Here is a 16548-nt window from a genome sequence, read left to right on the forward strand (position 1 = left end):
AGGTGATCCTATGTCTAAAACAATCGCAATAAATGCTGGCAGTTCCAGTTTGAAATGGCAACTTTATCAAATGCCAGAAGAAACTGTTTTGGCGAAAGGCTTGATTGAGCGTATCGGTTTATCAGATTCAGTTTCAACTGTATCATTTGATGGGCGCTCAGATTCTCAAACTCTAACGATTGCAGATCATACCCAAGCTGTTAAAATTTTATTAGAAGATTTAATTCGCCATCATATTATTGAAGACTACTCAGAGATTACAGGTGTTGGACATCGCATTGTAGCTGGTGGGGAGTATTTTCAAAACTCTGCTTTAGTAGACGATCGGGTCATTGAGCAAATTGAGGAGTTGTCACTTTTAGCACCCTTACACAATCCTGGTGCTGCCGCTGGTATCAGGGCTTTTAAAGATATCTTACCTGATATTACTAGTGTGGCTGTGTTTGATACTTCTTTTCATATGACGATGCCTGATTATGCTTATCAATATCCACTTCCTCAAAAATATTATGAGGAATACAAGGTGAGAAAGTACGGCGCACATGGAACTAGCCATAAGTATGTGGCTCAAGAAGCAGCTAAGATGCTAGGGCGTCCGCTTGAAGAGCTCAAGCTCATTACAGCACATATTGGGAATGGTGTTTCTATTACGGCAAATCGTTATGGTCAATCAGTAGATACCTCCATGGGGTTGACACCGCTAGCTGGACCGATGATGGGAACACGTTCTGGAGATATTGATCCTGCTATCATTCCTTTCTTACTTGATCAAGCTCCAGAATTTAAAACGGCAGCTGATGTCGTTAATATGCTTAATAAGGAATCTGGTTTAGCTGGAGTATCAGAGCTTTCTAGTGATATGCGAGATATTTTAAAGGGGGTTGAAGAAGGAGTTCCTTCTGCGGTTTTAGCCTACGAAATGTTTGTTGATCGTCTCCAGAAATTTATCGGTCAGTATCTTGCTGTATTAAATGGTGCTGACGCTATTGTATTCACAGCGGGTATGGGAGAAAATTCTGCTCAGCTTCGCAGTGATATTATTGCTGGTTTAACGTGGTTTGGTTTGGATATTGATCCAGAAAAAAATGTTTTTGGTTATGTCGGGGATATTTCTAAGGCAGATTCTAGCATTAAGATCCTTGTTATACCAACGGATGAAGAAGTTATGATTGCACGAGATGTTGAATCTTTTAAATAAATGATATCAATAAGGCTGGGATAGTTCCCAGCTTTTATATTTTTTGCCTGTTTATTTCTTGACAGATATTTGATAGCGGCTAAAAGTTCGGGAATTGATATTGTTTTTAACTGAATATTTGAATAAAATTAACGATTTGTGGTAAAATACAAACAATATGAAAAATGGGGTATAAAAATGAAAGCTATTATTACAGTTGTTGGCAAAGATAGTAAAGGGATTGTAGCAGGAGTATCGGTTAAGATTGCTGAATTGGGGTTGAATATTGATGATATTACTCAGACTATTCTTGATGACTATTTTACAATGATGGCGATTGTTTCAGCACCTGAGAAAAAAGATTTTACTTTGCTTCGTAAAGAGTTTGAAGATCTCGGTGCATCGCTAAATGTTAAGATCAATATTCAAAGTGCCGCCATATTTGATGCTATGCATAACTTGTAGTAAGAGAAGAAAGGGCTAAAAATGGATATTAAGCAGGTTACAGAAACAATTGCGATGATCGAGGAGCAAAATTTTGATGTCCGTACGATTACAATGGGGATCTCACTTCTTGATTGTATTGATTCTGATATCAATAAGGCAGCAGAAAAAATTTACAGTAAAATTGTAGAAAAGGCTGGTAAGCTCGTAGCTGTTGGGGATGAGATTTCTGCTGAGTTAGGGATTCCGATTGTTAATAAGCGTGTATCAGTGACGCCTATCTCTATTATAGGAGCAGCGACTGATGCTGAAGATTACATTCCTCTAGCTAAGGCACTAGATAGGGCAGCAAGAGAAATTGGGATTGATTTTATAGGAGGATTTTCAGCTCTGGTTCAAAAGGGTTACCAGAAGGGGGATGAGATCCTTATTCGATCAATTCCACGAGCTCTTGCTGAGACGGAGTATGTCTGTGCATCTGTTAATATTGGTTCTACTAAATCGGGTATTAATATGACCGCTGTTGCTGATATGGGACATATCATTAAAGAAACTTCGCAGGCTTCTGATATGGGACCAGCTAAGTTGGTTGTTTTTGCTAATGCTGTTGAAGATAATCCTTTTATGGCTGGGGCCTTCCATGGTGTTGGTGAAGCTGATGTCATCATTAATGTCGGTGTTTCCGGTCCTGGTGTAGTAAAGCGTGCTCTCGAAAAAGTACGTGGGGAGAGTTTTGATGTTGTGGCAGAGACAGTCAAAAAGACGGCTTTTAAAATTACACGTATTGGTCAACTGGTTGGTCAGATGGCTTCTGAGCGTCTTGGTGTTAAGTTTGGTATTGTTGATTTATCTCTCGCTCCAACACCTGCTGTAGGAGATTCGGTGGCTCGAGTGTTAGAGGAAATGGGATTGGAGACAGTAGGGACTCATGGGACAACAGCTGCTTTGGCTTTGCTGAATGATCAGGTTAAAAAAGGCGGTGTTATGGCTTGTAACCAAGTTGGTGGTTTATCGGGTGCTTTTATTCCTGTGTCTGAAGATGAGGGAATGATCGCTGCCGTCCAAAATGGATCGCTTAATCTCGAAAAGTTAGAGGCCATGACAGCTATTTGTTCTGTGGGATTGGACATGATTGCTATTCCAGAGGATACCCCAGCTGAGACTATTGCTGCTATGATTGCTGATGAAGCTGCTATTGGTGTGATTAATATGAAGACAACCGCTGTTCGAATTATTCCACAGGGTAAAGAAGGCGATATGATTGAGTTTGGTGGTTTGCTTGGTTCGGCTCCAGTGATGCCTATCAATAAAAATTCTTCTGTTGAATTTATCTCACGTGGAGGACAAATTCCTGCTCCTATTCATAGTTTTAAAAACTAATAGTGTTATGACACCTGTCTTAATGGGCAGGTGTTTTATTCGACCTAAATTTGATATAATAAACAAAATAACTAAAGAAGGTTTTACTATGGTTAAAACAAGATTATTTATAGCAAGACATGGAAAAACTATGTTTAATACGATTGGGCGTGCTCAAGGTTGGTCTGATACTCCGCTTACTCAAGAAGGGGAGCAAGGGATACATGAACTTGGACGGGGACTTAAGCTTGCTGGTGAGTCATTTGTTGCTGCTTATTCTAGTGACAGTGGTCGAACGATACAAACTATGGAGATTGTTCTGGAGGAATTAGGTCAAGAAAGTATTCCCTATAAGAGAGACAAGAGAATCCGTGAGTGGTGCTTTGGCAGTCTAGACGGTGGTTATGATGCCGAGTTATTTCATGGTGTCATGCCTCGGGTTTCTGACAAGCCTATGGAAGATATGACTTATGAGGAGATGGCTGAAGCTATTGTTGATGTTGATACGGCAGGCTGGGCTCAACCGTGGCCGGTTCTCAAGAATAGAATCTTAGAGGGTTTTATAAGTATAGCGAATGAGGTGTCTTCTAATGGAGGCGGAGATGTGATTGTTGTCAGTCATGGCATGACCATTGCTACTTTAATTTATTTGCTTGATCCTAGTAGCCCCCGTATTGCCTTGGATAATGGTAGTGTCTCGGTACTATCCTATGAAAATGGTCGCTTTACGATTGATGCTATAGGTGATATGAGTTATCGCCAGCAGGGACGCTTGGATAGAGAAAGGACAAGCTCATGCTGAAGAAGCGTGGTCGTTTAGCCATTGTCTTTTTAGCTCTTGGGAGCCTAGTTTTATGTTTGGTTTTTGGGGGGCGAAATAAGCCTGCTTCGTTTTCTGCTGGTTCTTCTAAATCTTCGTCTCAATCTGGTGGGGCACAGATGTTAGCAAAGGCTGATGATTGGGAATTGATTCTGGTCAATAGAAAGCATATGACTAAGGAATTGAATCCTGAACTTGCTTGGGTTGAAAATGTTCAAGTGGATGCGCGTATTAAAAGCGATGTTGAATCGTTTTTGGCAGCAGCTAGACGGATAGATGAGAAGGAACATTTGATATCGGGTTACCGAAGCGTTAGTTATCAGGAGGGCTTGTTCAATAGTTATGTTGAGCAGGAGCAGCTTGATCATCCATCTTGGACACATGATCAAGCTGTAAAAAAGGTGCAGACCTATTCACAGCCGTCTGGAGCTAGTGAGCATCAGACGGGATTAGCTATCGATATATCTACTGTTGATAGTCTCAACAGTAGCGATCCTGCTACGGTAGAGCGTCTCAGAAAAATAGCTCCTAAATATGGCTTTGTTTTGCGGTTTGATAAGAGTAAGTCCGAGATCACTGGTGTAGGGTATGAGGACTGGCATTTTCGATATGTCGGTAAAGATTCTGCTGAGTATATGGAAAAGCACAAGCTTAGTTTAGAGGAGTATGTTGAACAGCTAGCTTAATAATGAGGAGAAGATAATATGAGGACAAGGATGAAGCCACCAGTGTTTCTGACGATTCTTGGTGTGGTTCTTTTAAGTCTAATTGTATTGTTGAGCTTGAATGTCAAGCCGAAATCAATAGACACTAAAGTAAAAACAGCTTACAGTAAGCGAGAATTTATTACCCAAATAGCTCCTATGGCTAAAGAGTTATCGGATAATTATGGGGTTGATGCTTCTGTGATTATTGCCCAAGCAGCTCAAGGGTCTGATTTTGGGACAAATTTGTTGTCGGTTCGCTATCATAATGTGATGAGAACGGTCGCAGAGCCAGGGGAAGCTAAGGTTGTTTTATCAGCACAGTCTTATGAATCTAACCATTGGAAGAAAGTTAAGCAACCCTATGCTGTTTACAGGAGTTGGGAGGATAGTCTACAGGACTACCTAGAGAGTTTAAGCTCCAATAGGGATTATAAGTCTCTTTATAAAATGTTAGCGACTTCGAATGATTACTTGCAGTCGGCGCAGGCCTTACAGCATTATGGATTTAGTACAGATCCCGACTATGGCGTTCAGCTGGTAAAGATTATCGAAGATTACAACTTGACACGCTATGATAAAAATTAGCACTCTTTTAAAAAGAGTGCTAATTTTTTGGCCTTTTTGCTTGACATCCCCTTATAGAAGGGTATAATAGAATCATAAGTTAGCACTCGGTTGGTTAGAGTGCTAAACTATCAGGGAAGGGGTCGGTATGATTACACAGCGGCAAAATGATATTTTAGCTATGATTGTGCATTTATTTACTCAGACTCACGAACCTGTTGGGTCAAAGGTGTTACAAAATTATATCTCGTCTAGCAGTGCTACTATTCGAAATGATATGGCAGCGCTGGAAGAGGTTGGCTTGCTGGAAAAAGCGCACACTTCGAGTGGCCGCTTGCCTAGTAGGCAGGGGTTTCAATATTATGTGAATCATCTATTGAGCTTGGAACCTTTAGAAGAATCGGAGCTTTATGATTTAGTAGGTGCCTTTGATTTCGAATTTTTTAAATTAGATGATCTTTTACAAAAGGCAAGTGATATCTTATCTGATGTAACTGGTTATACGGCGATTACTTTAGATGTGGAGCCAAAGAATCAGCGGTTAACATCCTTTGATATTGTTAAGCTTGGTCAGCATGATGCTTTGGCTGTTATGACCTTTGATCATTCTAATACGGTGACTAGTCAGTTTGCCATCCCTAAAAATTTTTTGGATGAAGATTTGCAAATTTTTACTAGCCTGGTCAGAGAGCGCTTGTTAGAGCAATCGGTGATGGAAATTCATTATCGGATATTGACAGAGATTCCTCAAATTGTTCAACGTTATTTTAAGATCACAGATAATGTCTTGGAATTGTTTGAGCATATCTTTAAGGAAATGTTTGTTGAAAAGCTGTTTATATCAGGAAAGGAGAGAATTCTTCAATTTTCAGATATTGAGCGCTATCGCTTGTTAGATCATCATCAGGAATTAGCCTTGGATATCAGACAGCACTTGGATGATTCACAAGCCTATGCTATTAGTCTAGCTCAGGAAGGTCAAGCTGGTCTGGAAGCTATTAGCCGGGTCTCTTATAAATTTTTGATCCCCTATAGAGGTTTTGGCAGTATTAGTCTTTTGGGTCCTGTGACACTTGATTACCAGTACTCCTTAGAGATTCTGAGGGTGGTCGGTCAGATCCTGACTCTCAAGCTGGCAGATTTTTATCGCTATTTAAATAGTAATCACTATGAAGTCCATTAGAGGAGGTTTTATGTCAGAAGATATTAAAAAAGAAAATGAAGCAGTTGCGGAAGAAGAAATTTCTGAAACAGAAGAAACTATACAGGAGCAAGAGTCAGTCGATTCAGAAGTTGAGGAAGTTGCTGCAGACCCATCCGAACTTGAGCAGGCCCAAGCCAAAGCAGAAGAATTTGAAAATAAATTCTTGCGTGCTCATGCTGAGATGCAGAATATTCAGCGTCGCGCCAACGAAGAGCGCCAGCAGCTGCAGAAGTACCGCTCGCAAGATTTGGCTAAGGGCATTCTACCTAGTCTCGATAATCTTGAGCGGGCCTTAGCAGTTGAGGGGTTAACTGATGATGTTAAAAAGGGTCTTGAAATGGTACAAGAAAGCCTGATCCAAGCTCTTAAAGAAGAGGGTGTAGAGGAAGTTGCAGTTGATAGTTTTGATCACAACTTCCATATGGCTGTTCAAACTTTACCAGCTGATGAGGAACATCCTGCAGAGAGCATTGCAGAAGTCTTCCAAAAGGGTTATAAACTGCACGATCGCCTGCTTCGTCCAGCCATGGTTGTGGTATATAACTAGTCAATAATGATGGGTATTAAAACATCTCATCATTATACGGCAACATTGCCTGGACTTCTTACTATCTCACGCTGTAACTATGCGATGATGGCTGATCAATAAGATTGAACTAATTGTGTCCGAGATGACCTTAAACTATTATCATAAAAGTAAAAATAATATTAAAAGAGGAAAAAGAGATGTCTAAAATTATTGGTATTGACTTAGGAACAACAAACTCGGCAGTTGCCGTTCTTGAAGGAACTGAAAGTAAAATTATCGCTAATCCAGAAGGTAACCGTACAACGCCTTCTGTTGTATCTTTTAAAAATGGTGAAATTATTGTCGGTGATGCTGCTAAGCGTCAAGCTGTGACTAATCCAGAAACCATTATTTCTATTAAATCTAAAATGGGAACATCTGAGAAAGTCTCAGCAAATGGTAAAGAATATACGCCACAAGAAATTTCAGCAATGATTCTTCAATACCTTAAAGGGTATGCTGAAGATTACCTTGGTGAAAAAGTTGAAAAAGCTGTTATTACAGTTCCTGCTTACTTCAACGATGCCCAACGTCAAGCAACCAAAGACGCTGGTAAAATTGCTGGTCTTGAAGTAGAGCGTATCGTCAACGAACCAACTGCTGCGGCCCTTGCTTACGGTCTTGATAAGCAAGATAAAGATGAAAAAATCTTGGTATTTGACCTTGGTGGTGGTACTTTCGACGTATCAATCCTTGAATTGGGAGATGGTGTCTTTGATGTATTAGCTACTGCTGGTGATAATAAACTCGGTGGGGATGACTTTGACCAAAAGATTATTGATTTCTTGGTAGATGAATTCAAGAAAGAAAATGGCATTGATCTTTCTACTGATAATATGGCTTTGCAACGCTTGAAAGATGCTGCTGAAAAGGCTAAAAAAGATCTATCGGGTGTAACGCAAACACAAATTAGCTTGCCTTTCATCACTGCTGGTGAAGCAGGTCCTCTTCACTTGGAAGTATCATTGACCCGTGCTAAGTTTGATGATTTGACTCGTGATCTGGTTGAGCGCACTAAGACTCCTGTTCGCCAAGCCTTGTCTGACGCTGACTTGACTCTGGCAGAAATCGATGAAGTTATCTTGGTCGGTGGTTCAACGCGTATTCCTGCTGTTGTTGAAGCAGTTAAGGCTGAAACTGGTAAAGAACCAAATAAATCTGTGAATCCTGACGAAGTTGTTGCTATGGGTGCTGCTATTCAAGGTGGAGTTATCACTGGTGATGTTAAGGATGTCGTTCTTCTTGATGTTACACCGTTGTCACTCGGTATCGAAACTATGGGTGGTGTCTTCACGAAGTTGATTGATCGCAACACAACCATCCCAACTTCTAAGTCACAAGTCTTCTCAACTGCTGCTGATAATCAACCCGCTGTTGATATTCATGTCCTTCAAGGGGAACGCCCAATGGCTGCAGATAATAAAACGCTTGGACGTTTCCAATTGACTGATATTCCAGCAGCTCCTCGTGGTGTGCCACAAATCGAAGTGACATTCGATATCGATAAAAACGGTATTGTATCTGTTAAGGCTAAAGACCTTGGTACGCAAAAAGAACAACACATCGTTATCAAATCAAATGACGGTCTTTCTGAAGACGAAATTGAACGTATGATGAAAGATGCAGAAGCTAATGCGGATGCTGATGCTAAGCGTAAGGAAGAAGTTGATCTTCGTAACGAAGTTGACCAAGCGATCTTTGCAACAGAAAAGACTATTAAAGAAACTGAAGGCAAAGGCTTTGATGCTGAGCGTGATGCTGCTCAATCAGCTCTCGACGACTTGAAGAAAGCCCAAGAAGATAATAATCTTGACGATATGAAGGCTAAACTCGAAGCCCTCAATGAGAAAGCACAAGCTCTTGCTGTTAAAATGTACGAGCAAGCTGCAGCTGAGCAACAAGCAGCTGGTGCAGATGGCACAGCTGATGCTGGTTCATCAGATAAGGGCGGAGACGATGTCGTAGACGGTGAGTTTACAGAGAAGTAAAAACCTTCGGGGAAGGTTTTTAGCCCCTGAGCTTAGAAACTAGAAGCGAAGGGTTCAGGACCGAAGGATTATTTTATCCCGAGTTTGAAAAAGCATTTAATATCGAAATGCTTTTCAAGCGTCGTAAGATAGTCAGCAGTAGGTCTTAAGAGTAGTAAGGATAAAAGCCAATCACAGAGGTTGCAAGCCGGCCTCTGTTTTTGGGTAGTAGCGTCAGTGCAAAAAGATAGATTTTCATAGGATGTAAATATCTGTTGTCAAATCTCCTATTTTGGCGGTGTCCATCAAACGCCTTTAATATCATAACGAAAGGAATTGAACCCGCCCTAAAAGCCGTGTGAAAAAAGACAAATTGTCTAGAAAATCAGGGTTTTCTGCCAATTTTCTATTTTCACTTTGCTTTTTACGGGCTTGGTATCTTATATGAACAATACAGAATATTATGATCGTCTGGGGGTGTCTAAGGACGCCAGTCAAGACGAGATAAAAAAAGCTTATCGCAAGATGTCTAAAAAATATCACCCAGATATCAATAAGGAACCTGGGGCTGAGCAAAAATATAAGGAAGTTCAAGAAGCCTATGAAACCTTGAGTGATGAGCAAAAACGTGCTGCCTATGACCAGTATGGTCCAGATGGTGCCAATGCTGGTTTTGGCGGTGGCGGTTTTGGTGGCTTTGATGGCGCTGGTTTCGGTGGCTTTGAAGACATCTTTTCGAGCATTTTTGGTGGCGGTGCTAATCGTAACCCTAATGCACCACGTCAAGGTGATGATCTCCAGTACCGTTTGAACTTGGATTTTGAAGAGGCAGTTTTTGGTACTGAAAAGGATGTTACCTACAATCGTGAAACAGAATGTCATACCTGTCATGGATCTGGAGCTAAGCCAGGTAGCAGTCCTGTAACTTGTAGCCGCTGTCACGGTCAAGGTGTGATCACGGTTGATACCCAAACACCGCTTGGTCGTATGCGCCGTCAAATCACTTGTGATGTCTGCCATGGTAGTGGTAAAGAGATCAAAGATCCTTGTCAAACTTGTCAAGGTTCAGGCCATGAGAGCCAAGCTCATAAGGTATCTGTCAAGGTGCCAGCAGGTGTTGAAACGGGTCAGCAAATCCGTTTGGCTGGTCAAGGAGAAGCAGGAACCAATGGTGGTCTTTACGGTGATTTATTCGTCATCATTAATGTTCTCCCTAGTCAAAAATTTGAGCGTGATGGTTCTACTATTTACTATACTTTGAATATCAGTTTTGCTCAGGCAGCTCTTGGTGATGTCGTTGAGGTTCCGACTGTCCATGGTGATGTTGAAATGACGATTCCAGAAGGGACACAGACGGGTAAAACCTTCCGTTTGAAAGGTAAGGGAGCACCTCGATTGCGTGGCGGCGGTCAAGGAGATCAACATGTAACGATCAATGTCGTGACACCAACTAAATTAAATGATGCTCAACGTCAGGCTCTAAAAGAATTGGCTAAGGCTAGTGGCGAAGAGGAAATTCATCCTAAAAAGAAGGGCTTCTTTGATAAAATGAAGGATGCTTTTGAAACAGATTAGATAGACAAAGAGGGGCGTTGGCCTCTCTTTTGTTTGGATAAAAACTATAGGGGGACAGTTTTGAGATTTGTCCCTAGTCAGTTGATCTGTCTGATGTTAAAATGATGTCATGGTAAGGTATAAAGCAGTCATTTCATACGATGGCACATTGTTTGCAGGGTTTCAACGACAAAGCTCAGAGCGTTCGGTACAAGAAGAACTAGAAAAAACCTTGACTCGTCTAAATAGTGGCAGTTCGGTTTTGGTTCATGGAGCAGGTCGTACAGATAGTGGCGTCCATGCTTATGGTCAGGTAATTCATTTTGATCTGCCCCAGCGGCGTGACGAAGAACGCTTGCGTTTTGCTTTGGATACACAATCGCCAGAGGATATTGATGTGGTGAGTATTGAACAGGTATCTGATGACTTTCATGCACGTTACAATAAGCACAGTAAAACGTATGAGTTTTTAGTTGATGTCGGTCGTCCTAAAAATCCTATGATGAGAGCCTATGCAACCCATTTCCCTTATCCAGTAGATCTGGATCTCATGCAAGAAGCGATTAAGGATCTGATAGGTACTCACGATTTTACAGGATTTACTGCATCGGGGACATCTGTGGAAAACAAGGTCAGAACCATAACACAAGCTAATGTGGTTTGTGATCCTAAGACTGGTTTTCTTGTTTTTACCTTTTCAGGTAATGGTTTTCTCTACAAGCAGGTCCGCAATATGGTTGGGACCTTGCTTAAGATTGGTAATGGACGTCTACCGGTCAGTCAGATTAAATTGGTTTTGGATTCTAAAGACCGTAATCTTGCTGGGCCAACGGCGGCTGGTAACGGCTTATATCTCAAGGAGGTTATCTACGATGACTAATGTATTAGCAATTTCAGGAAATGATATTTTTAGCGGTGGTGGTCTGCATGCTGATCTCAATACTTATCAAGCTAGTGGCTTGCATGGTTTTGTAGCGGTGACTTGTCTGACTGCAGTTACAGACAATGGTTTTGAAGTCTTTGCGACAGATTCGAAAATTTTTGCCCATCAGTTGACTAGCTTGAAAGATGTAGATTTTGCAGGGATTAAGTTGGGATTGCTTCCGAATGTTGATCTTGCGCAACAAGCTCTCAACTTTATAAAGGATCATCCTGGCATTCCAGTGGTGCTTGATCCGGTTTTGGTATGCAAGGAAAAACATGATATAGCTGTTAGTGATCTACGAGATGAACTGCTCAAATTTTTACCTTATGTCACTATTGTGACTCCAAATCTGGTTGAAGCGGAAATTCTCACTCAGATGACGATTGAAAGCGTTGATGATATGATAGTGGCAGCGAAAAAGTTATATGACCTTGGAGCTCAAGCTGTTGTGGTTAAAGGTGGAAAACGCTTGAATGAAAATAAGGCTATTGATGTCTATTATGATGGTCAAGGAAGTAAGATTTTAGAGGCATCTTTGCTAGAGGAAAATAATATTGGGGCAGGTTGTACATTTGCCTCTGCTATTGCAAGTCGTTTGGTTAAGGGGGCAATCCCTCAGGAAGCTGTAGAGGCTGCCAAGGCTTTTGTTCACCAAGCAATCAAGCATTCTGATCAATATGGAGTAAGGCAAGTCTATGACCAAGAATAATATTAGGACTTTAACAAGATTAGCTATTTTAATAGCTTTAGCAGTGGTTTTAGGACGTGTAGGGCAAATTCCAACACCGACTGGCTTTTTGACTTTGGTTGATGCAGTTATTTTCTTCACAGCCTTTTCTTTTGGATCACCTCAAGGAGCTATTGTAGGTGGCGGCAGCGCCTTTTTGCTGGATCTGTTGTCAGGCTATCCTAATTGGATGCTGATTAGTTTGGTTGCTCACGGTGCCCAAGGTTATTTTGCTGGTTGGACTGGTATTAAGAGAGTCCTGGGATTGGTTTTGTCCAGTCTGTCTATGATTGGTATCTATTTTTTAGGAGGATGGTTCCTGTATGGATTGGGTGAGTCCTTGGCAGGTATTTGGAGCAACGTCTTCCAAAACTTTTTAGGTATGATTGTGGGGTATCTGGTTTATCAAGGGTACAAAAGGTCTGTTAAATCTTAGAATTGAGGGGAAAATGGATCTAAACTTATTAGAAGAGCAAACACGAGGTATTATTTGTGATATTTTAGAGCGGTCTGCTATTAAAGCAGGGCAAATTTTTGTCCTTGGCTTATCATCTAGTGAAGTAGCAGGTGGCAGGATTGGTCAAAATTCTAACCTTGAGATTGGCGAAGTTATTGTAAAAACAATCCTGGAAGAAACACAGAAGCGTGGCGTTCATCTGGCTGTACAGGGGTGTGAACATATTAACCGTGCTTTGGTTGTTGAGGAAACCCTTGCTGAGCAAAGGGAACTTGAAGTGGTCAATGTTCTTCCGACCATTCATGCAGGTGGCAGTGGTCAGTTGGCTGCTTTCAAGTTTATGGCTAATCCGGTTGAGGTGGAAGAGATCGTAGCTCATGCTGGATTAGATATTGGGGATACTTTTATTGGCATGCATGTTAAGCGTGTGCAGGTTCCTTTGGTACCATTGCAACGTGAGCTTGGTCGTGCTCATGTTACAGCTTTAGCCAGTCGTCCAAAATTGATCGGTGGGGCTAGAGCGCAGTATCAGGTAGATCCTATTCGAAAATCATAAAAACAGTCCTGACAAAAATGTCAGGACTGTTTTGGTGTGATCAAGTGGGCGCTTGGTGTGGGCAGATTCATTCCTGCTGCTAGCAGGGCTTCTTGGTATAGTCGGAAGAATTTAGAGTAGATTTGATACTGTTTTCCATTTTCTACGAAAATATCTATGCGAAAGACGAACTGACCATTAGTTGCTGTGAGAGGGCCTAAAATATTTGGCACACCGACAATTTCAGGAGTTTCTGGTACTTCTTTGGTGTTGACACTTTTGATGATTTCAGTAATTTTATCCAGGTTACTAGTAGCATAGATGGGGATATCGACTTGAGCTCGCATGTCCCCTCGAGATTGATTGCTGACGAGAAGGATCTGACGGTTTGGGATGAAGTGCAAGGTTCCATCAAAACCGCGAATTTCTGTTGTGCGAATGCCGACACTGGAGACAGTTCCTGAGATATTGTCTACCGTAACTGAATCACCAACATCGAACTGACGTTCAATCAGGATGAAAAAGCCATTGACTAAGTCAGATAGAAATCCCTGAGCACCGAGACCGATGGCTAAACCAGCAATACCAGCTCCTGCTAAAAGACTGGATACTGGTATACCGATGATGGCTAATATCCAGTAGATGAGTATAAAATAAAGAGAATAGTTCATAATATTGTGGAAGAGTTTGACCAGAGTCTTGCGTCTGCCATCATCTTTACCTAATAGCTTTGTTGACTTAACAAAGAACCGCTCAAAGATTAGATTAGCTAGGTATTTACCGATGAAAAAAAATATAAATAGTAGGGCCAAAGAGATAGCTTTGGATAAGAGGTTGACAGCGAGGTCTTCGAGTTTAAGAGAATTCCAATATTTTAATAAGATAGACATACATGAATCCTTTCTAGAGACTAGTCTAACAAAAAAATTGCTGAATGACTAAAGACATTTGGTCATTCTCTATGCGATAGAGAAAAAACTTTAAAATCACCTCAAAGTATGTTAGACTAAGGTGTATTACAATTTTAAGGAGAAAAAGATGTCTGTATCATTTGAAAACACAGCAACAAATCGTGGTGTGCTTACATTTACAATCAGTCAAGAACAAATCAAACCAGCCCTCGACGAAGCCTTTAATAAAGTAAAGAAAGATTTAAATGTGCCTGGTTTCCGTAAGGGTCATATTCCTCGTCCAGTATTTGATCAACGTTTTGGTGAGGAAGCTCTTTATCAAGATGCCTTAAATGCTATTGTGCCAACAGCTTATGATGCAGCGGTAGCTGAGAGTGGTCTAGATGTCGTTGCTCAACCTCAAATTAATGTTGAGTCGATGGAAAAAGGACAAGAATGGGTTATTAAAGCTGATGTTGTCACAAAACCAGAAGTGAAGTTGGGTGATTATAAAAATCTTGAGGTATCAGTAGACACTACTAAGGAAGTGACTGACCAAGAAATTGATGAGAAGATCGAACGTGAACGTAATAACTTAGCAGAATTAGCTATTAAAGATGATGCTGCTGAAAATGGTGATACTGTGGTTATCGATTTTGTTGGTACAGTTGACGGTGTTGAGTTTGATGGTGGTAAAGGTGATAACTTCTCTCTTGAGTTGGGTTCTGGCCAATTTATCCCTGGATTTGAAGATCAATTAGTAGGTTCAAAGGCTGGAGATCAAGTAGAGGTTAAGGTGACTTTCCCAGAAGATTATCAAGCTGAGGATCTTGCTGGTAAGGATGCTGTTTTTGCTACCACTGTTCATGAAGTCAAATCAAAAGAAGTTCCTGATCTTGATGATGAATTAGCCAAAGATATTGATGAAGAAGTGGAAACACTTGATGAATTAAAGGCTAAATATCGTAAAGAACTTGAGGCATCTAAAGAGATTGCTTATGATGATGCTGTTGAAGGTGCTGCTATTGAACTTGCAGTGGCTAATGCTACTATTGATGAATTACCTAATGAGATGGTTCACGAAGAAGTTCATCGTGCTATGAATGAATTCTTGAGCAATATGCAACAGCAAGGTATTTCTCCAGAAATGTATTACCAACTGACTGGTACATCGGAAGCAGATCTACATAACCAATATGAAGCAGATGCTGATCAACGTGTTCGTACTAATCTTGTTATTGAAGCTATTGCAAAAGCGGAAGGTTTTGATGCCACTGAGGAAGAGATCGAAAAGGAAATTACTGATCTAGCTTCAGAGTACAATATGGATGCGAATCAAGTGCGTTCATTATTGTCACCAGATATGCTTAAACACGATATTACTATGAAGAAAGCTATTGAAGCTATCACAAGTTCTGCAAAGGTGAAATAAGATTAAGTGAGAGGAGGCTGAGACAAAGGTTCTCAGCCTTATTTATTTGCTAGGCGCAGTGGTAGCTCAAACAGTTTGGGGAACTGTTGGAGGTTATCTAATCCCATGAACTTTGCTTATCTTATCCCCAACCTCCAAAGATCTGGAAGACCTTTGGAGCTATGCGGAGATGGGCTAAAAAGCTCTACCGGAGCTTTTTAATCGGGAAATAAAGCTTGCAAAGTAAGTGTCAAAATGCTCCGGTGGAGGATTTCTACCTAGGCCTAAAAATAAGAGAGCGAGGCAAATCAAAACCGTGATTTTCTTACGGTTTATTGATATTTGTTCTACTCTCCTTTTTTGTGCTATATTCCTAGTCATTGTCAAGTTTTCGAGAGTTTTGTTATAACAATATAGTTTGGGGATGTACGTATTCCTTTTTGACTTACGGACTAAAATACAGTAGAATATAAATCAACGATAAAATAAGGAGAACTGCCTTGGAATTAGAAGTATTTGCTGGACAAGAAAAAAGCGAATTATCAATGATTGAAGTAGCTCGTGCTATTTTGGAAACGCGTGGTCGTGATCACGAAATGTATTTCAGTGACTTGGTCAACGAAATTCAAACTTATCTTGGAAAATCTGACGCTGAGATCCGTCAAGCATTACCGTTCTTTTATTCAGATTTGAATACAGATGGTAGTTTTATTCCTCTCGGTGAAAATAAATGGGGCTTGCGTTCATGGTATGCTGTTGATGAAATTGACGAAGAGGTTATCACTTTAGAAGACAATGGCGAAGATGCTCCTAAGCGTAAGAAAAAACGTGTCAATGCTTTCATGGATGGCGATGAGGATGCTATCGATTACAATGATGATGATCCTGAAGATGAAGATAGTTTCACCCCGACAGATGTTGAGTATGACGAAGAGAATCCAGATGATGAAAAATCTGAGGTAGAATCTTACGATTCTGAGATTAACGAGATTATTCCTGAAGATGAAGTTGACGATGAAGAAGTCGTGGTCAATGAATCTGATGACGAAGACGAAGATGAAAGTGATAGTGAATCTGAATAATCTGATGGCTAGAGAGTCTGTGACGTTTTGTCATGTCAATCGAAATTGATAATGTCTTGAAAAAATCGGTCAGATAAGTGGAAATTGGTTATAATAGTGGTTGAGAGGTATTCCTCTCATGTTTGAATTCTTCATAAGATTTTCCGATTTTATGAAG

General features: G+C 40.7%; 17 protein-coding genes. 16 read left to right on the top strand and 1 reads right to left on the bottom strand.

The window, feature by feature from the left end; translation table 11 throughout:
- The first annotated feature begins 10 nt into the window (after window positions 1–10).
- From AC4HAI_RS08290 to AC4HAI_RS08355, 14 genes are all read left to right on the top strand, one after another.
- Window positions 11–1198, top strand: coding sequence for an acetate kinase (locus AC4HAI_RS08290; RefSeq protein WP_491111203.1), 1188 nt, complete (start codon window positions 11–13; stop codon window positions 1196–1198).
- A 177-nt stretch (window positions 1199–1375) separates the two neighbouring features.
- Entirely contained in the window at window positions 1376–1642 is a 267-nt protein-coding gene (locus AC4HAI_RS08295; protein ID WP_491079571.1) for an ACT domain-containing protein, read from the top strand.
- Between the two features lie 21 nt (window positions 1643–1663).
- Window positions 1664–3001, top strand: a complete 1338-nt coding sequence (locus AC4HAI_RS08300) for a PFL family protein (protein ID WP_491079572.1) — start codon at window positions 1664–1666, stop codon at window positions 2999–3001.
- An 88-nt stretch (window positions 3002–3089) separates the two neighbouring features.
- Window positions 3090–3782 (top strand): histidine phosphatase family protein, encoded by a 693-nt coding sequence (locus AC4HAI_RS08305; RefSeq protein WP_491079573.1) that lies wholly within the window; start codon window positions 3090–3092, stop codon window positions 3780–3782.
- Window positions 3776–4486 (top strand): M15 family metallopeptidase, encoded by a 711-nt coding sequence (locus tag AC4HAI_RS08310; RefSeq protein WP_491111205.1) that lies wholly within the window; start codon window positions 3776–3778, stop codon window positions 4484–4486. Before AC4HAI_RS08305 ends, AC4HAI_RS08310 begins: the two co-directional genes overlap by 7 nt.
- 30 nt (window positions 4487–4516) lie before the next feature.
- Complete coding sequence (locus AC4HAI_RS08315; RefSeq protein ID WP_491111207.1) at window positions 4517–5092, top strand: glycoside hydrolase family 73 protein; 576 nt, start codon at window positions 4517–4519, stop codon at window positions 5090–5092.
- Window positions 5093–5219: 127 nt separating this feature from the next.
- Window positions 5220–6254: a heat-inducible transcriptional repressor HrcA gene (gene hrcA / locus AC4HAI_RS08320; protein ID WP_491111209.1), complete on the top strand. Its 1035-nt coding sequence runs from the start codon at window positions 5220–5222 to the stop codon at window positions 6252–6254.
- Window positions 6255–6264: 10 nt separating this feature from the next.
- Complete coding sequence (gene grpE, locus AC4HAI_RS08325) at window positions 6265–6822, top strand: nucleotide exchange factor GrpE (RefSeq protein WP_491079577.1); 558 nt, start codon at window positions 6265–6267, stop codon at window positions 6820–6822.
- Between the two features lie 179 nt (window positions 6823–7001).
- Complete coding sequence (gene dnaK, locus AC4HAI_RS08330) at window positions 7002–8831, top strand: molecular chaperone DnaK (RefSeq protein WP_491079578.1); 1830 nt, start codon at window positions 7002–7004, stop codon at window positions 8829–8831.
- A 423-nt stretch (window positions 8832–9254) separates the two neighbouring features.
- Window positions 9255–10385: a molecular chaperone DnaJ gene (dnaJ, locus tag AC4HAI_RS08335; RefSeq protein ID WP_491079579.1), complete on the top strand. Its 1131-nt coding sequence runs from the start codon at window positions 9255–9257 to the stop codon at window positions 10383–10385.
- Window positions 10386–10494: 109 nt separating this feature from the next.
- Window positions 10495–11244, top strand: a complete 750-nt coding sequence (gene truA / locus AC4HAI_RS08340) for a tRNA pseudouridine(38-40) synthase TruA (RefSeq protein ID WP_491079580.1) — start codon at window positions 10495–10497, stop codon at window positions 11242–11244.
- Window positions 11237–11998 (top strand): bifunctional hydroxymethylpyrimidine kinase/phosphomethylpyrimidine kinase, encoded by a 762-nt coding sequence (locus tag AC4HAI_RS08345; RefSeq protein WP_491079581.1) that lies wholly within the window; start codon window positions 11237–11239, stop codon window positions 11996–11998. Before truA ends, AC4HAI_RS08345 begins: the two co-directional genes overlap by 8 nt.
- A complete protein-coding gene (locus AC4HAI_RS08350; protein WP_491079582.1) occupies window positions 11985–12452 on the top strand; it encodes an ECF transporter S component in 468 nt (155 codons plus the stop codon). Before AC4HAI_RS08345 ends, AC4HAI_RS08350 begins: the two co-directional genes overlap by 14 nt.
- A gap of 13 nt (window positions 12453–12465) precedes the next feature.
- Window positions 12466–13029 (top strand): TIGR01440 family protein, encoded by a 564-nt coding sequence (locus AC4HAI_RS08355; RefSeq protein WP_491079583.1) that lies wholly within the window; start codon window positions 12466–12468, stop codon window positions 13027–13029.
- Between the two features lie 20 nt (window positions 13030–13049).
- On the opposite strand, the gene AC4HAI_RS08360 is transcribed toward AC4HAI_RS08355, so the two are convergent.
- Window positions 13050–13898, bottom strand: coding sequence for a mechanosensitive ion channel family protein (locus AC4HAI_RS08360; RefSeq protein WP_491079584.1), 849 nt, complete (start codon window positions 13896–13898; stop codon window positions 13050–13052).
- Between the two features lie 148 nt (window positions 13899–14046).
- Here AC4HAI_RS08360 and tig point away from each other — a divergent pair, with 148 nt between their 5' ends.
- Together tig and rpoE are read left to right on the top strand one after the other, a co-directional pair.
- Entirely contained in the window at window positions 14047–15330 is a 1284-nt protein-coding gene (gene tig / locus AC4HAI_RS08365; RefSeq protein WP_491079585.1) for a trigger factor, read from the top strand.
- Window positions 15331–15809: 479 nt separating this feature from the next.
- Window positions 15810–16391 carry a DNA-directed RNA polymerase subunit delta gene (rpoE, locus tag AC4HAI_RS08370; RefSeq protein WP_491079586.1) on the top strand — a complete coding sequence of 194 codons (582 nt, stop codon included), beginning with the start codon at window positions 15810–15812 and terminating at the stop codon, window positions 16389–16391.
- Window positions 16392–16548 lie beyond the last annotated feature (157 nt).

This window comes from Streptococcus sp. ALY_208 (assembly GCF_058314295.1).

What these genes read in the sequence shown, in the direction of transcription:
- AC4HAI_RS08290 (WP_491111203.1), top strand. Translation starts at nt 11, where the DNA reads ATGTCTAAAACAATCGCAATAAATGCTGGCAGTTCCAGTTTGAAATGG.
- AC4HAI_RS08295 (WP_491079571.1), top strand. Translation starts at nt 1,376, where the DNA reads ATGAAAGCTATTATTACAGTTGTTGGCAAAGATAGTAAAGGGATTGTA.
- AC4HAI_RS08300 (WP_491079572.1), top strand. Translation starts at nt 1,664, where the DNA reads ATGGATATTAAGCAGGTTACAGAAACAATTGCGATGATCGAGGAGCAA.
- AC4HAI_RS08305 (WP_491079573.1), top strand. Translation starts at nt 3,090, where the DNA reads ATGGTTAAAACAAGATTATTTATAGCAAGACATGGAAAAACTATGTTT.
- AC4HAI_RS08310 (WP_491111205.1), top strand. Translation starts at nt 3,776, where the DNA reads ATGCTGAAGAAGCGTGGTCGTTTAGCCATTGTCTTTTTAGCTCTTGGG.
- AC4HAI_RS08315 (WP_491111207.1), top strand. Translation starts at nt 4,517, where the DNA reads ATGAAGCCACCAGTGTTTCTGACGATTCTTGGTGTGGTTCTTTTAAGT.
- hrcA (WP_491111209.1), top strand. Translation starts at nt 5,220, where the DNA reads ATGATTACACAGCGGCAAAATGATATTTTAGCTATGATTGTGCATTTA.
- grpE (WP_491079577.1), top strand. Translation starts at nt 6,265, where the DNA reads ATGTCAGAAGATATTAAAAAAGAAAATGAAGCAGTTGCGGAAGAAGAA.
- dnaK (WP_491079578.1), top strand. Translation starts at nt 7,002, where the DNA reads ATGTCTAAAATTATTGGTATTGACTTAGGAACAACAAACTCGGCAGTT.
- dnaJ (WP_491079579.1), top strand. Translation starts at nt 9,255, where the DNA reads ATGAACAATACAGAATATTATGATCGTCTGGGGGTGTCTAAGGACGCC.
- truA (WP_491079580.1), top strand. Translation starts at nt 10,495, where the DNA reads ATGGTAAGGTATAAAGCAGTCATTTCATACGATGGCACATTGTTTGCA.
- AC4HAI_RS08345 (WP_491079581.1), top strand. Translation starts at nt 11,237, where the DNA reads ATGACTAATGTATTAGCAATTTCAGGAAATGATATTTTTAGCGGTGGT.
- AC4HAI_RS08350 (WP_491079582.1), top strand. Translation starts at nt 11,985, where the DNA reads ATGACCAAGAATAATATTAGGACTTTAACAAGATTAGCTATTTTAATA.
- AC4HAI_RS08355 (WP_491079583.1), top strand. Translation starts at nt 12,466, where the DNA reads ATGGATCTAAACTTATTAGAAGAGCAAACACGAGGTATTATTTGTGAT.
- AC4HAI_RS08360 (WP_491079584.1), bottom strand. Translation starts at nt 13,898, where the DNA reads ATGTCTATCTTATTAAAATATTGGAATTCTCTTAAACTCGAAGACCTC.
- tig (WP_491079585.1), top strand. Translation starts at nt 14,047, where the DNA reads ATGTCTGTATCATTTGAAAACACAGCAACAAATCGTGGTGTGCTTACA.